Genomic DNA, 13,878 nt, shown 5'->3' with positions numbered 1-13,878 from the left:
CCTCCTCACGCCGCACTGGCCTCCCGCTCCACCACCTCCACGTGCACTGCGGCGCGCACACGGGCGATCAGCGCGGCGAGCCGGGTGTCGTCGGGTGCGGCGAGCCGGACCTTGGCGATCTCGGCGCCCAGGGCCGTGGTGGTCCCGACGGGGCCGCCCGGCGGCGTCGCGGTGACACCCTCGACGCCCGTCCAGGTCCGCACGGCGTCCAGGCCGTGGACGGCGTGGAGGATCCCGGCGGGGCCGTCGTGGCGGATGAAGCACATTCCGAGCCGGGCGTCGAAACCCGGCTCGAGGGTGCTCGGGGGTTCGCCGAGATGGACGGCGAGGGTGTCGGCGTAGGGCCGCAGGGCGCTGTGTCGTTCCCACTGGGACGGGATGCCGGCCCCGGGCAGCCGGGCGCCGAGCTCGATCAGCCCGGGGTCGCCGTCGGCGGGCAGCTTGATCTCGATGTGGGCGGGCCCCTGCGGGTCGCCGGGGCCCGGATGTGCCCGGGGGAGGCCGGGATCGAGCTGGACTTCGACACCGCCTGGTCCGAGCCGGGCCGGGCGCGCGACCGCGTGGTCAACGCGGTGCGGGAGCGCACGAGCATGGACGCCCGGTTCGCCCGGTGGGTCATCCAGGCGACGGTCGTCCCGGCCGTCGCGGGCCGGTCGAAGGGCCACTGAGGCGACCCTGAGGCGACGCTGTGGCCGGGAGACCTCGGCTACGGGGTGAGGACGATCCGCCGGTCGGCGGGCTCGGTCCACACCCGCTCGATCTCGCTGAGCGGGCGCGGGTCGGCGTCCACCTGCAGGTCTCCCGCGCTGAGGGCGGCCGCGATCGCCGGCAGCTCCTCGACGATGTCCGCGGTGGGGACGGAGCCCTGGCCGCTGCCGACGATCCGCAGGCCGGACGCCCGCAACGCCGCCGACGGCACCTCCGCCGACGCACCGGCGACGGAGCCGATCTGCACCCAGTCCAGCGGGCGCCCCCGGTCGCTGCGCGCGGTGACCAGGCCGACCATCGCCCGACTCGCAGGCGCACCCCAGACGTAGTCCAGCACGACGTCGACGTCCCCCGCCTCGGCCCAGGCGGAGCCGTCCGCGGCGGCGAGGTCGACCACGGCGTCGAGCCGCAGGTCCGCGAGACGCTCGGGTCGACGGGCGGCGCCCGTCACGCGGCCTGCGCCGAGGAGCCGCGCCACCTGCACCGCGAGTCGTCCCGCGCTGCCGGCGGCACCCAGGACCAGCACCGAGGCGCCGGGCTCGAGCCGGATGCGCCTGCGCAGCGCCAACCAGGACGACATCGCCGGGTTCATCCCCGCGGCCAGCGCCGCGACGTCTGCGTCGTCCGGGAGCGCGACGCTCCGCCGCGGGTCGATCATCGTGGACTCGGCCATCGACCCCTGCGGCGTGTCCGGCAGGACGAAGTAGCGCAGCACGCCCTCGCCGTCTCGCCCCACCCCGTCGAGGCCCGGGACGAGCGGCAGCTCGCCGCGGTCGGCGTAGTGGGTGCCCGCGGCCTGCGAGCGCACCCGCGGGTGCAGGCCCGCAGCCAGGACGGTGACTGCGACTCCGGGCCCCGTCGGCGCGGGGACCTCGGCGTAGCGGGGTGGGCGGGTGAAGTCGGTGACCAGTGCTGCCTTCATGTCGGCTCCCGGAAACTAGTTGGTATTCCCCATCAGATTAGGTGGTGATCCCAACTATGTCTAGGATGGCGGCGTGGACGGGGAGACCGAGCTGCTCGACGGGCTCGTGCAGGTGTCGTTCACCATGACGGCGATGCTCAGCAAGATCGCGTCCGCGCACGACCTGTCGCTGACCCAGCTCCGGCTGCTCGCGATCCTGCGCGACCGCGAGCCCCGGATGGCCGACCTCGCCGAGCACCTCGGTCTCGACCGCTCGTCGGTGAGCGGGCTCGTCGACCGCGCGGCGCGCGCCGGCCTCGTCCGTCGCTCGGCGAGCAAGGAGGACGGACGCTCGGTGCGGGTCGCGCTCACCGCGGAGGGGATGCGGCTGGCCACGGCCCTGCACGCCGAGGTGACCTCGTCGGTCGATCCGCTGACGGCGGGGCTGTCGGCCGCCGAGAAGAACCGACTCGCCGCCCTGCTGGGGCGGATCCTCGACCGGCGGGGCTGACGGGTCAGCGCATCTCGCCCGCGCCGACGTAGGGGTGGGGGCTGCGGAGCAGGGCGCCCTCGGCGAAGCGGGAGAGGCGGAAGTCGGACTCCGGGATGTCGGGGTGGCTGCTGCTGCCCTCGATCACCAGGTCGGCGACGAGCCGGCCGACCGAGGGGGAGATCTTGAACCCGTGACCGGAGAACCCGGCGGCGACGATGAGACCGTCGACGCCGGTCGCGGAGACGGCCGGGTTGAAGTCCGGGGTCACGTCGTAGCAGCCGGCGTAGGAGGACGCGATGGACGCGTTCTGCAGACCGGGGAACCGGGTGCCCACCTTCTCGACGGTCAGCTCGAGGAACGCCTCGGTGGCCTGGTCGGAGTAGTGGTCGGGGTCGGCGACCTCGAGCTCGGCGAGGTCGGAGTTGCCGAAGAGGATCTCCCCGCCGGTCTCCGGGCGCACGTACTGCAGCGACACGAGATCGGAGAACACCGGCACGGGGCCGAGATCCAGGCCGGGGTCGATCAGTACGATCTGCTCGCGGTGCACGGTGATCGGCAGGTCGACGCCCTGTGCGGCGAGCAGGGGCACCGACCACGGCCCGGCGGCGACGACGACGGCGTCCGCGCCGATCTCCGTGCCGTCGGTCAGCCGCACGCCCGCGGCCCGGCCGCGCTCGACGAGGATCTCCGCGACCGTCGCACCCTGACGCAGGGTCGCCCCGGCCCTGCGGGCGACGCCCGCGAAGAACTGGGCGGTCCGGTAGGCGTCGCCGTAGCCGCCGCGGTCCTCCCAGGCGAAGGCGCCGAAGGGCGCCAGGTCGGCGACGGGCCAGAGCGTGCGCACCTCGTCGGCGGAGAGGTCCTCGGTGCGGACCCCGACGGCGCGCTGGTCGGCCATCGAGGCGTGCAGGGCGGCCACGTTCTCGGGCCCGACGCCCACGACGTAGCCGGTCTGCCGGAACCCGACCTCGGTGGCGTGGGCCTCGAAGAACTCCAGGGCCTGGGTGGCCATCGCGGCGAGCGAGGAGACCCCGTAGTGGCAGCGCACGATGCCGGAGGACTTGCCGGTCCCGCCGGAGCCGACGGTGTGCCGCTCCACGATCACGACGTCGGTGATCCCGCGCCGGGTCAGCGCCCAGGCGGTGGCGCAGCCCTCGAGGCCGCCGCCGACGACGACGACCTCAGGCACCGGGGATCCAGGAGGTGCCGGCGAGCGGGACCCGGGCCATCGCGGCGGCCTCGATGGTCAGGGCGACGAGGTCCTCGGGCTCGAGGTGCTGCAGGTGCGCCTTGCCGCAGGCACGGGCGATGGTCTGGGCCTCCAGGGTGAGCACCCGCAGGTAGTTCGCGAGCCGCCTGCCGCCCTCGACCGGGTCGAGCCGCGCGGCCAGCTCGGGATCCTGGGTGGTGATGCCCGCGGGGTCGCGGCCGTCCTGGAAGTCGTCGTAGAACCCGGCGTCGGAGCCGAGCTCCCGGTACTCCTCGGCGTACCGGGGGTCGTTGTCGCCCAGGGCGATCAGGGCGGCGGTGCCGATCGCGACGGCGTCGGCGCCCAGGGCCATGGCCTTGGCGACGTCCGCGCCGGTGCGGATCCCGCCGGAGACGATCAGCTGGACCCTGCGGTGCAGGCCCAGCTCCTGCAGGGCCTGCACGGCCTGGGGGATCGCGGCGAGGGTGGGGATGCCGACGTGCTCGATGAACACGTCCTGGGTGGCGGCGGTGCCGCCCTGCATCCCGTCGACGACGACGACGTCCGCGCCGGAGGCCACCGCCAGCTTCACGTCGTAGTAGGTGCGGGAGGCGCCGATCTTGACGTAGACCGGCTTCTCCCAGTCGGTGATCTCGCGCAGCTCGAGGATCTTGATGGCGAGGTCGTCCGGGCCGGTCCAGTCCGGGTGCCTGCAGGCCGAGCGCTGGTCGATGCCCGCAGGCAGCGTGCGCATGCCCGCGACGCGCTCGGAGATCTTCTGGCCCAGGAGCATCCCGCCGCCGCCGGGCTTGGCGCCCTGGCCGAGCACGATCTCGATGGCGTCCGCCTTGCGCAGGTCGGTGGGGTTCATGCCGTACCGGCTCGGCAGGTACTGGTAGACGAGGTGCGTGGACTGGCCGCGCTCCTCGGGGGTCATGCCGCCGTCGCCGGTGGTGGTCGAGGTGCCCACCTCTGACGCTCCCCGGCCGAGGGCCTCCTTGGCCTGGGCGGACAGGGCCCCGAAGGACATGCCCGCGATGGTCACGGGGGTGGCGAGGTGCAGGGGGGACCGCGCGTTGCGGTCCCCGAGGACGATGTCGGTGTCGCAGCGTTCCCGGTAGCCCTCGAGCGGGTACCGGGACATCGACGCCCCGAGGAAGAGCAGGTCGTCGAAGTGGGGGAGCGGACGCTTGGCGCCCCAGCCGCGGATGTCGTAGACGCCGGTCGCCGCGGCGCGCTGGATCCCGGCGATCGTGGCGCGGTCGAAGGTCGCGGACTCCCGCAGCCCCCGTGAGTGGCGATAGTCGCTGGAGCGACCATCGCCACTCACGGGGTGGGTGGGTTCGGTGCTCATCAGTACGTGTTCCCCGAGGTGAAGTGGTAGAGGCGGCGGGCGGAGCCGTAGCGGCGGAACTGCGCGGGATCGTGGTCCAGGCCCGCCTCGGCGAGCAGGTCGCGCAGCTCGGTCAGGTGCTCGGGCCGCATCTGCTTCTCGACGCAGTCCGCGCCGAGCGAGCCGACCGTCCCGCGGACGTAGATCCGGGCCTCGTAGATCGAGTCGCCGAGGTCGTCCCCGGCGTTCCCGCAGACGACGAGCCTGCCCGCCTGGGCCATGAACGCCGACATCGGCCCGATGTCCCCGCCGACGACGATGTCCACGCCCTTCATCGAGATGCCGCACCGCATCGACGCCGAGCCCTCGATCACGAGCAGCCCGCCGTGGGCGGTGGCGCCCGCGGACTGCGAGGCGTCGCCGGTGACCCGCACGGTGCCGGACATCATGTTCTCCGCGACCCCGGTGCCGGCGTTGCCGTGCACGGTGATCCGCCCGCCGTCGTTCATGCCGGCGGCGTAGTAGCCGACGTGCCCGCGCACGTCGACGGTGATCTCGCTGTCCACCCCGGCGGCGATGGCGTGCGCGCCCTGCGGGGAGCGGACCTCGTAGGACTTGGCGCCGGGTGCGTGCAGCTCGGCGTTCAGCGCGCGCACCGAGCTCGTGGCGAGATCGACGACGACCGGCTCGTTCACGGGGTGACCCCCTCCCGGGTCCAGTGGTAGACGCGCTCGGGATCGGGCTCGTAGAGGCGGGCTTCGGCGATGCCGGGCAGCCCGGCCAGCGCACGGAACTCACTCGCCATGGCCACGTACGCGTCCGTCTCGGCGATGATCGCCGGCTTGCAGGCGATGGCGTCCCGGACCACGGCGAACCCGTCGCCGCTGGTCACGAGCAGGGTGTAGAAGCCGTCGAAGCGTTCGCACAGCAGCCGCAGCGCCTTGTCGAGGTCCTCGCCCTGGGCGAGGCGGTCGGCGACGAAGCGCGCGGCGACCTCGGAGTCGTTCTCCGAGTCGAACACGTGCCCGGCCGCGGCCAGCTCGCGGCGGATCGTGGCGTGGTTGGCGAAGGACCCGTTGTGCACCAGGCACTGGTCCGGCCCGACGGAGAAGGGGTGGCAGCCCTGCGGGGTGACCGCGGACTCCGTCGCCATCCGGGTGTGCGCCAGCCCCTGCCAGCCCTGCGCGTGCACCAGGTCGTAGGTCTCGGCCAGCACCCGCGGGTGGCCGATCCCCTTGTAGACGGCCAGGTCGTGCCCCGCACCGATCACCGTCGCCGCCGGGTCCGCCGCCCGCACCGCGGCGACGAGCTCGGCGGGCTCGGCCGGGGCCGCGACGACGACGGTGTCCCCCGCCTCCGTCACCACGGCGCCGGGGATCGCCCGCAGCGCCTCGCGCTCGCGGCTGAGCACCGACACCGCCGCGTGGCCCTCGGGGACCCGGCGGCGGTCGCCGTACACGGCGACCCCGGCCGAGTCGGGCCCGCGCTCGACGACCTGGCACAACATGGTCTCCAGCAGGCGGCCGAGCTGCGGGTACAGCTGCGGGTCACGCAGGTGGAGTCCGACGATCCCGCACACGGGCCGTCTCCTCTCGTCCTAGAACGCGGTCAGGTAGCGGTCGTGCTCCCACGGCCCGACGCTGCCGTGCCAGTCGAAGAACTCCTCGCGCTTCTGTGCGGCGAAGTACTCCGCGACGCCGGGGCCCGCGGCGTCGAGCCCGCCGGTGACGACCGGGTCCGCGGCCAGGGCCTCGACGGCGTGCAGCAGGGTCGGCGGCAGCTCGGGGCGCCGGACCCCGTCCGCGCCCGGTGCGCCCGGGTCGACCTCCCGCGCGATGCCGTCCAGCCCGGCCGCGAGCACGGCGGCCAGGGCGAGGTAGGGGTTGGCCGAGCCGTCCCCACCGCGCAGCTCGATGCGATGCTGGTCGGGGATGCGGACGAAGTGGGTGCGGTCGTTGCCGCCGTAGGTGGGCCGCCGCGGGGACCAGGTCGCGCCGGAGCGGGTGGAGGTGGCGCCGGTGCGCTTGTAGGAGTTGACCGTCGGCGCCAGCACCGCCTGCAGGCCCGGGGCGTGGTCGAGGATCCCGGCCAGGAAGCGGTAGGCGAGGGGCGAGAGCCCGAACCCGCGGGCGTCGGTCGCGTCGGGGAACTGCGCCGCGCCGTCCCGCCACAACGACAGGTGCAGGTGCATGCCGGAGCCGGTCCGGTCCGCGAACGGCTTGGGCATGAACGTGGCGGTCATCCCGCGCTGCTCGGCGAGCACCGAGATCAGGTAGCGGGCGGTGATCACCCGGTCCGCCGTGGTGAGGGCGTCCGCGTAGGCGAAGTTCTGCTCGAACTGCCCGTTCGCGTCCTCGTGGTCGTTCGCGTAGTTGCCCCAGCCCAGCGCGTTCATCGCGGTGGAGACGCCGGTCAGGTGGTCGTACATCCGGGTCAGGCCGCGGGCGTCGTAACAGGGGCGGGCCTCGGTGTCCTTGCCGTCCGCGGGGGCCAGGGAGCCGTCCGCGGCGCGGTGGACCAGGAAGTACTCGACCTCGGCCCCGGCGAACAGCTCCAGGTCCCGCGCCGCCGCCTCGGCCAGGACCTTCTTGAGGATGACCCGCGGGGCGAAGTGCCACGGCACACCCTCGACGTGCGGGTCGCAGTGCACCAGGGCCAGCCCTTCGCGCACCCACGGCAGCGGGGTGTAGCTCTCCACGTCCGGGATCGCGATGAGGTCCGGGTCGCACGGCTGCTGCCCGATCGCGCCGACCGCGTACCCCGCGAACCCGACGCCCTCGTGCTGCAGCTCGTCGGCCGCCTCGACCGGGACGAGCTTCGCGCAGGGCTTGCCGTTCAGGTCGACGAACATGGCCAGCAGGAACCGGACCCCGTCCGCGTGGGCGCGCGCCTTCAGGTCCGAGGAGGGCGCAGCCGGCTGCTCCACCGTCGTGGCGGGCGACATGTCGAGGGTCATTCCTGTGCTCCTACCGGGATGAGCGACGACCGGTGTCTCATTGGGAAACAGGATATCGTCAGAGGATACCTGCTGGCGGCGTCCGTGTGAACGCTTGTTTCCTCGGTGTGACGACGGCGGGGGTCGCCTCGAGCCGGCCCTCTACTGTGGGCGCGTGCATCCCGTCGGCGACGCGACACCCGACCACGGCCCCGCCAGTCGAGAGGTGTCCGAGCCGGCGCCGACCGCGGGGCGCCTGGAGCAGGCGATCGCCCGCCAGGTGCGCCGACTGCGCCAGGCCGCAGGCCTCACCCTCGCCGACCTCGCCGCCCGCACCGGTGTCTCCAAGCCGATGCTCTCCAAGATCGAGAACGCCCAGACCTCCTGCAGTTTGACCACCCTCGCCCGCCTCGCCGACACCCTGGACGTCCCGGTGACCGCGCTCTTCCGCGACGCCGACGGTCCCCGTGAGGCCGTCTACACCCGGGCGGGCTCCGGTGCCCGCATCGTCGCCCGCGGCACCCGGGTGGGCCACGACTACACCCTGCTCGGCGCGCTGCGCGGACCGCACAAGCGGATGGAGGCCCATCTCGTCACGCTCACCGAGCGCAGCGAGGAGTTCCCGCTCTTCCAGCATCCGGGCACGGAGCTGCTCTACATGCTGGAGGGCGAGATGGTCTACGGCCACGGCGAGAGCAGCTACGAGCTGCGGCCCGGAGACGCGCTGCAGCTCGACGGCGAGGGCCTGCACGGTCCGCGCGAGCTGCGGGCGCTGCCCGTCCGCTTCCTGTCCGTGGTCGCCTACGGGGACCTGCGGGACTGAGATCTGCTGCCGGACGCACTCAGGTCCGGTAGCCGCGGATGACCGCGCGGGCGTCGGCGATCGAGCTGCCGGGGCCCAGCTCGGTGAGCACCCAGGTGGCCCCCGCGGCGGCGTACGGCGCGGGATCGACGTCTCGCTCGAGCGCCACCGCGAGGTCCCCCAGCTCGCCGCCGCGCAGGTCGCGCAGGTCGGCCGCGATCTCGGCGACCTGGTCGGGGTGCTGCAGGTTGACCGGGACGAAGCCCTGGAAGCGGGCGGCGCGACGGAGCGGGGCCCGCTTGCCGGGGAGGCCCGCGACCCAGACGGGCAGGGGGTCCTGGACGGGCCGGGGCAGGAAGGGCACCCCGTAGGCCTCGCCGGACCAGGCGGCGGTCAGCACGTCGAGCGCGGAGTCGAGCAGTCCGGCGCGGGCGCGCGGATCGGTCTCCTCGCCGAAGCGGGACCACTCCTCGCCGAAGGCGTCGTCCCCGAGGCCGACCCCGAGGGTCAACCGGCCGCCGCAGAGCCGGTCCAGCGTGGCCGTCTCGCGGGCGACCTTCGCCGGGCGGCGGCGCGCCAACGGCGTGACCATGGGCCCGAGCCGCACCCGCTCGGTGGCGCAGGCCATGGCGGACAGCAGGATCCACGGGTCGGCGACGGCCTGCACGGGAGCGCGCCAGCGGACGTGGTCCCAGAGGAACACCCCGTCCCAGCCCGCCTCCTCGGCCGCGGCGGCGAGCCGCACGACGACGTGCGGATCGGCGAGCTCGTCGAAGGGCGCGAGGAAGAGCGCGGACCTCATGGCGGGCGAAGATACTGGTCGAACGGGCCGCCGGGGGAGCGGAGTGCGCATAGCGGCCAGAACCTGTCCGCTGGTCGCGCCAGGCTGTGCCCATGACCCGGTTGTCCGTCCGCGCCCTCAACCGTGCCGCGCTCGCCCGGCAGTTCCTGCTGGATCGGGCGGACGTGTCGGTGGCCGCAGCCGTGGCGCACCTCGGGGGAGTGCAGGCGCAGGAGCCGCAGGAGCCGTTCGTCGGGCTGTGGTCGCGGCTGCGCGGCTTCGACCCCGCCGACCTGGACCGGCTCCTGGTGGCGAAGGAGCTGGTCCGGACCGTCCTGATGCGGCGGACGGTGCACCTCGTGACCGCGGCGGACGCGCTGGCCTGGCGTGCGCGCCATCAGGCCCTGCTGCGCCAGCGCGTCTACGGCGCCTACCGGGCGGAGCTGGCCGGGGTGGATCCGGACGAGGTCACGGCGGCCGTCGAGGAGCTCTGTGCGGACGGCGCCGCCCGCACGATGCCGGAGATCGGGCGGGTCCTCGCCGAGCGCTGGCCCGACGCCGGGTTCCGGCCGCTCGGCGAGCTGGCGGTCGCCGCGGCCGTCCCGATGGTGCAGATCCCGCCGCGCGGACTGTGGCAGCAGACCGGCGGCGCGCTCACCCTGCCGATGGCGACCTGGCTGGGCACGCGGCCCACCCCGCTCGCGGCGGACGGGGACCCGGTCGGCGAGGCAATGGTCCGGCGCTACCTCGCCGCGTACGGGCCCGCGTCCACCGCGGACCTGCGGGCCTGGTCCGGGCTCGCCGGCCTGCCCGCCGCGGTCGCGGCCGTGCGCCCCGAGCTGGTCTCGTTCACCGACGAGCGCGGCCGCGAGCTGCTCGACCTCCCCGACGCGCCGCGCCCGCACGAGGACACCCCGGCCCCCGTGCGCTTCCTGCCCGCCTTCGACAACGCGATCCTGGGCTACGACGACCGCAGCCGGATCGTCGACGACGCCCACAAGGGCCTCTCGGTCGCAGGCGACCGCGCCGTCCTGCTCGACGGCCGGGTCGCGGCCCTGTGGACGGTGCGGCCCGTGCGGTCCCTGACGCTCGAGGTCACCCCGCTCCGCCGCTTCACCAGGGCCGACAGCGCCGAGGTGGGCGAGGAGGCGCGCGGCGTCGCGGACTTCCTGGGCGCCACCGGGGTGCGGATCCTGCGGTCCCCCGCCTGACCGTCACGCGCGCGACGAGATCTGTTGCACCGCCCACTCGTTGCCGTCCGGGTCGGCGAAGAACACGAACCCGACGTTGTCCAGGGCCTTCCCGCCCGCGGCGACCTTCGCGGCGTCGCCGTCCACCGAGGTCACGTCGCTCACCGGGACGCCGCGTGCCACCAGCTCGGCGTGCGCGGCCACGATGTCGTTGACCACGAGCTGCAGGCCCTTCAGTGAGCCCGGCGCCATGTCCGGCACCGCCCCCTCGCCGATCACCACCGAGCACCCGGACCCCGGCGGGGTCAGCTGCACGATCCGCACCCCCGGCGCGGGTGCGGTGTCGTGGTCCAGGGCGAAGCCCAGCTGCTCGCGGTAGAAGGCCTTCGCCCGGTCGATGTCCGCCACCGGGACGACCACGACCTCCAGCGTCCAGTTCATGATCTGTTCCTCTCGTCGGGGCAGTGACCGGCGCGGACCGCGGAACCCGCCGGCCAGCGGTCGCGAAGGTCGTCGGAATCCACGAACCTAGGGGCATGGCGGACGACGCGGGCTACTACAGCATCCGGTTCGGCGCGGATCCGGTGCAGCTCGCCTTCTTCCGCGCCGGGCTGGACCGCTGGTTGCAGGGTCTGTCCTGGCCGGAGGAGGCGCGGGTGGACGCCATCCTCGCGGTGAGCGAGGCCTGCACCAACGCCGTCAAGCACGCCTACGTGGGCGGGGTCCCCGGAGACGTCGAGGTCGTGGGGCGGCTGGTGGCGGGCCCGTCGAGCAGGCAGATCGTGGTGACCGTGCGGGACGAGGGCGTCTGGCGGCCGGACCAGGGCGCCACCGGCTACGGCATGAGCGTGATGAACGGCTGCATGGACCGGGTCTCGATCCGCCGAGACGATGCCGGCACCACCGTCACCCTGCGCAGCGTCCCCGTTCCCCTGCCGCACTCCTCACCGGAGGGCATGGCCGCGGTCGAGTGACGCTCACCGGTCGAGCCGCCAGATGTCGCAGCCGTTCGCGGCGGCGGTCCTGACCTGGGTGGCGTGCTCCTGCAGCCACGGCTCGAGCGGGGCGATCTGGGACGGGACCGGGTTGACGAACCAGCGCGCGCCCTGGGAGGCGTCGGCGGCGAGGGCGTGTCCGGTGTACTGGTCGGCGGCGAGCACCCAGCCGTAGCGGTCGGCCCGGTAGAGCACGACCGGCTCCTGGAAGTTGTTCGCGACGCCGTCCATCGTGGTGGTGCTGTCCGTGCCGACGACGACCAGGTCCTCGGGCGCCGACACCGCGGCCAGCTGCGTGGCGCAGGTGCCGAGCACGCCGGCGTCGGGGTTCAGGGACTGGCGGAAGACGTTGAGCGACTGCAGGCTCAACGCGAGCACCGTGACCACGCCGAGCGCCGCGAGCGTCCGGGTGCCGAGGCGCTTCGGCAGCAGCCTGCGCGCCCCGACGACCCCGATCCCGACGGCGATCGCGGCGTAGGGCAGCGAGTAGACGTGGTACTGGATCCCCATGTCGGAGCCGCTGTAGCGGCCGAGCATCAGGTAGTACACGCCGAGGCCCAGCGCGCCTGCGAGCAGGAAGGGAGCCGCGAGCGCCCCGCGCCGGTGCTTCCACAGCCAGGCGACGCCGAGCAGGGCCAGCGGCACGCCGAACACCCCGTAGATGAACAGCACCTCGGAGCGCAGGTTGCCCAGGTACATGTCCGGGCCGAGCAGCATCTGCCACGTCGAGAACTTGCTGTCCCCGCCCGAGAGCACCCCGAAGGTGTTGCCGTAGGTCTCGTGGATCCACGCCGCGTGCCGCAGCCACAGCACCGGAGCGACGAGCGCGGCGAGGCCCGCGAGGTACAGCGTCGGCCTGCGCAGCCGGTCGCGCGCGGCGAACACGAGCCACAGCGCCATGACCAGGCCGACGTGCAGCGCCGTCGGCTTGGCGAGGCCGGCGAGCGAGATCGCGGCGGCGGTCGCGGCGAGCCAGCGGCCGCGGTCCTCCTGCAGCCAGCGGCAGAAGAACAGCAGCGCCAGCATCGTGAAGGCCAGCACCGTGGCCTCGGGCATGAACGCGGTGCCCCAGCGCAGGAAGGCGGGCGACACCGCCCAGGCGATCAGGGCCCAGCGGGCCGCGGTCGGCGGCAGGATCCGCTTCGCCAGGCCCCAGAACGCCCACGTCGCGAGCAGCATGAACGCCAGCGAGACGAGCCTGCCGAGGAACTCGTGCTCGCCGAAGACCGTGTACAGCGCCCCGGTGATCCAGGGCATGATCGGCAGTTCCATCTCGACGTACCCGGGCCCGCTGCCGCCCCAGTTGATCTGCGGCAGGAACAGGTTCAGGCCGTGCTCGGCGTAGTTGCGCGCGATCGAGGCGGTGTCCGACTGCCGCCAGATGTCCCCCGGGTAGGTCAGCGGGCCGAAGGCCCGCACCACCGACAGCGCCGTCATCACGCCGAGGACGACCAGGGCGGCCCGGCCGAGCCGGTCCGGGCGGATCCGGACGGGCGGCGGGGTCACCGTCCCGCGGTCGATCACCGAGTGCATGGGACCGATACTCCGCATCCTCACTGTGGCCCCACTGAGGAACTGTGGCCCCGCTGAGAAGCGGTGTGCGGCCGCAGTGTCACGGGCTCGCAACATGCGACGTCTTGACGGACGCTCCCGGATGAAGAATCGTCAGTGTTCGGACTATCTCGGGAGGAGAGAGCGCCATGGACCAGAACCTGTTCAACGAGATCTGCCTGCAGCAGCTGACCCTGTCGGCGGTGCACGAGGGTGAGACCGTGGCCGTGCTGACCCGCGGGGACGAGCGCGCGGAGTACGCGGACGCCTTCCTGTGGGCGATCGGGAAGTTGGGGGCGCAGGGCTTCCACCTGCGGCTGCCCGCGCCGACGAGCGCGTCCGGGGCGTGGGCGGTGGGTGAGTCGGGGTTGGCGGCGAACCGGCTCGCGGTGGAGGCGCTCAAGAGTGTGGACATGGTGGTGGACTGCACGTTCTTGTTGTTCAGTCCGGAGCAGTTCGAGATCCAGGGGGCGGGGACGCGGATCCTGACCGCGGTGGAGCCGGCGTCGTTGTTGGCTCGGTTGATGCCCACTCGTGAGTTGCGGGAGCGGGTGGAGATCGGGGCGGAGTTGTTGGCGAAGGCGCAGACGATGCGGATCACCAGTCCGCACGGTACGGATGTGACCTACCGGTTGGGGGTGTATCCGACGTTGTCGGAGTACGGCTACACCGACCAGCCGGGTCGGTGGGATCACTGGCCTGCGGCGTTCGTGTTCACCGGTGGGGCGGACGACGGGGTGGACGGGAGGATCGTGTTGGCGCCGGGGGATGTGTTGTTGCCGTTCAACACCTATGTGCAGGCGCCGGTGGAGCTGACGATCGAGCAGGGGTTTATCCGCGACATCCGGGGTGGGCTGGACGCGGACCTGCTCAGCTCGTACATCCGCTCGTTCGACGACCCGCGCGGCTACGGCATGTCGCATGTGGGGTGGGGTCTGGACGAGCGTGCGCACTGGCACGGGCTGACCCAGTTCGGTGGCGGCATGGGGATGGAGCTGCG

Annotated in this window: 16 protein-coding genes; 6 read left to right on the top strand and 10 right to left on the bottom strand. The window is 73.4% G+C overall.

What is annotated here, in order from left to right:
* Positions 1-5 precede the first annotated feature (5 nt).
* Positions 6-266, bottom strand: coding sequence for a hypothetical protein (locus tag BLS43_RS27930; protein WP_093089703.1), 261 nt, complete (start codon positions 264-266; stop codon positions 6-8).
* Positions 267-356: 90 nt separating this feature from the next.
* On the opposite strand from BLS43_RS27930, the gene BLS43_RS27925 reads away from it, so the two are divergent.
* Positions 357-668: a hypothetical protein gene (locus tag BLS43_RS27925; protein WP_093089702.1), complete on the top strand. Its 312-nt coding sequence runs from the start codon at positions 357-359 to the stop codon at positions 666-668.
* A 38-nt stretch (positions 669-706) separates the two neighbouring features.
* Here the strand turns inward: BLS43_RS27925 and BLS43_RS27920 are convergent, their stop codons facing one another.
* Entirely contained in the window at positions 707-1,630 is a 924-nt protein-coding gene (locus BLS43_RS27920; RefSeq protein ID WP_093089701.1) for a quinone oxidoreductase family protein, read from the bottom strand.
* A gap of 73 nt (positions 1,631-1,703) precedes the next feature.
* Here BLS43_RS27920 and BLS43_RS27915 point away from each other — a divergent pair, with 73 nt between their 5' ends.
* Complete coding sequence (locus tag BLS43_RS27915) at positions 1,704-2,120, top strand: MarR family winged helix-turn-helix transcriptional regulator (protein ID WP_218130041.1); 417 nt, start codon at positions 1,704-1,706, stop codon at positions 2,118-2,120.
* A 4-nt stretch (positions 2,121-2,124) separates the two neighbouring features.
* Here BLS43_RS27915 and BLS43_RS27910 read toward each other — a convergent pair whose 3' ends face one another.
* From BLS43_RS27910 to glnT, 5 genes are read right to left on the bottom strand one after another with little or no spacing between them, the layout of a single operon-like run.
* Positions 2,125-3,291, bottom strand: coding sequence for an NAD(P)/FAD-dependent oxidoreductase (locus BLS43_RS27910; RefSeq protein WP_093089700.1), 1,167 nt, complete (start codon positions 3,289-3,291; stop codon positions 2,125-2,127).
* Positions 3,284-4,645, bottom strand: coding sequence for an FMN-binding glutamate synthase family protein (locus BLS43_RS27905; protein ID WP_245707888.1), 1,362 nt, complete (start codon positions 4,643-4,645; stop codon positions 3,284-3,286). Before BLS43_RS27905 ends, BLS43_RS27910 begins: the two co-directional genes overlap by 8 nt.
* Positions 4,645-5,319: a GltB/FmdC/FwdC-like GXGXG domain-containing protein gene (locus BLS43_RS27900; protein WP_093089699.1), complete on the bottom strand. Its 675-nt coding sequence runs from the start codon at positions 5,317-5,319 to the stop codon at positions 4,645-4,647. The genes BLS43_RS27905 and BLS43_RS27900 overlap by 1 nt, the downstream gene beginning before the upstream one ends.
* A complete protein-coding gene (locus tag BLS43_RS27895) occupies positions 5,316-6,203 on the bottom strand; it encodes a class II glutamine amidotransferase domain-containing protein (protein ID WP_093089698.1) in 888 nt (295 codons plus the stop codon). Before BLS43_RS27895 ends, BLS43_RS27900 begins: the two co-directional genes overlap by 4 nt.
* A gap of 18 nt (positions 6,204-6,221) precedes the next feature.
* Entirely contained in the window at positions 6,222-7,580 is a 1,359-nt protein-coding gene (gene glnT / locus BLS43_RS27890; protein ID WP_093089697.1) for a type III glutamate--ammonia ligase, read from the bottom strand.
* Between the two features lie 154 nt (positions 7,581-7,734).
* Here glnT and BLS43_RS27885 point away from each other — a divergent pair, with 154 nt between their 5' ends.
* Positions 7,735-8,382: a helix-turn-helix domain-containing protein gene (locus BLS43_RS27885; RefSeq protein WP_176921608.1), complete on the top strand. Its 648-nt coding sequence runs from the start codon at positions 7,735-7,737 to the stop codon at positions 8,380-8,382.
* Positions 8,383-8,401: 19 nt separating this feature from the next.
* Here BLS43_RS27885 and BLS43_RS27880 read toward each other — a convergent pair whose 3' ends face one another.
* Positions 8,402-9,163 carry an LLM class flavin-dependent oxidoreductase gene (locus BLS43_RS27880; RefSeq protein WP_093089695.1) on the bottom strand — a complete coding sequence of 254 codons (762 nt, stop codon included), beginning with the start codon at positions 9,161-9,163 and terminating at the stop codon, positions 8,402-8,404.
* A 92-nt stretch (positions 9,164-9,255) separates the two neighbouring features.
* Between BLS43_RS27880 and BLS43_RS27875 the strand changes: the two genes are divergently transcribed.
* A complete protein-coding gene (locus BLS43_RS27875; protein WP_093089694.1) occupies positions 9,256-10,353 on the top strand; it encodes a winged helix DNA-binding domain-containing protein in 1,098 nt (365 codons plus the stop codon).
* Between the two features lie 3 nt (positions 10,354-10,356).
* Here the strand turns inward: BLS43_RS27875 and BLS43_RS27870 are convergent, their stop codons facing one another.
* Complete coding sequence (locus BLS43_RS27870; RefSeq protein ID WP_093089693.1) at positions 10,357-10,773, bottom strand: VOC family protein; 417 nt, start codon at positions 10,771-10,773, stop codon at positions 10,357-10,359.
* Between the two features lie 95 nt (positions 10,774-10,868).
* Between BLS43_RS27870 and BLS43_RS27865 the strand changes: the two genes are divergently transcribed.
* Entirely contained in the window at positions 10,869-11,306 is a 438-nt protein-coding gene (locus BLS43_RS27865; RefSeq protein WP_093089692.1) for an ATP-binding protein, read from the top strand.
* Between the two features lie 3 nt (positions 11,307-11,309).
* Here BLS43_RS27865 and BLS43_RS27860 read toward each other — a convergent pair whose 3' ends face one another.
* A complete protein-coding gene (locus tag BLS43_RS27860; protein WP_176921607.1) occupies positions 11,310-12,860 on the bottom strand; it encodes an ArnT family glycosyltransferase in 1,551 nt (516 codons plus the stop codon).
* Positions 12,861-13,027: 167 nt separating this feature from the next.
* Here BLS43_RS27860 and BLS43_RS27855 point away from each other — a divergent pair.
* On the top strand, positions 13,028-13,878 hold an 851-nt coding region (locus tag BLS43_RS27855), incomplete at its 3' end, for a 2,5-dihydroxypyridine 5,6-dioxygenase NicX family protein (protein ID WP_093089690.1).

This window comes from Pseudonocardia oroxyli, assembly GCF_900102195.1.
Lineage (GTDB): Bacteria > Actinomycetota > Actinomycetes > Mycobacteriales > Pseudonocardiaceae > Pseudonocardia > Pseudonocardia oroxyli.
The sequence above is the reverse complement of the archived record's forward strand: the minus strand, read 5'-3'. Positions and strand labels throughout refer to the sequence as shown.

What these genes read in the sequence shown, in the direction of transcription:
- BLS43_RS27930 (WP_093089703.1), bottom strand. Translation starts at nt 266, where the DNA reads ATGTGCTTCATCCGCCACGACGGCCCCGCCGGGATCCTCCACGCCGTC.
- BLS43_RS27920 (WP_093089701.1), bottom strand. Translation starts at nt 1,630, where the DNA reads ATGAAGGCAGCACTGGTCACCGACTTCACCCGCCCACCCCGCTACGCC.
- BLS43_RS27905 (WP_245707888.1), bottom strand. Translation starts at nt 4,645, where the DNA reads ATGAGCACCGAACCCACCCACCCCGTGAGTGGCGATGGTCGCTCCAGC.
- glnT (WP_093089697.1), bottom strand. Translation starts at nt 7,580, where the DNA reads ATGACCCTCGACATGTCGCCCGCCACGACGGTGGAGCAGCCGGCTGCG.
- BLS43_RS27880 (WP_093089695.1), bottom strand. Translation starts at nt 9,163, where the DNA reads ATGAGGTCCGCGCTCTTCCTCGCGCCCTTCGACGAGCTCGCCGATCCG.
- BLS43_RS27875 (WP_093089694.1), top strand. Translation starts at nt 9,256, where the DNA reads ATGACCCGGTTGTCCGTCCGCGCCCTCAACCGTGCCGCGCTCGCCCGG.
- BLS43_RS27870 (WP_093089693.1), bottom strand. Translation starts at nt 10,773, where the DNA reads ATGAACTGGACGCTGGAGGTCGTGGTCGTCCCGGTGGCGGACATCGAC.
- BLS43_RS27865 (WP_093089692.1), top strand. Translation starts at nt 10,869, where the DNA reads ATGGCGGACGACGCGGGCTACTACAGCATCCGGTTCGGCGCGGATCCG.
- BLS43_RS27860 (WP_176921607.1), bottom strand. Translation starts at nt 12,860, where the DNA reads ATGCACTCGGTGATCGACCGCGGGACGGTGACCCCGCCGCCCGTCCGG.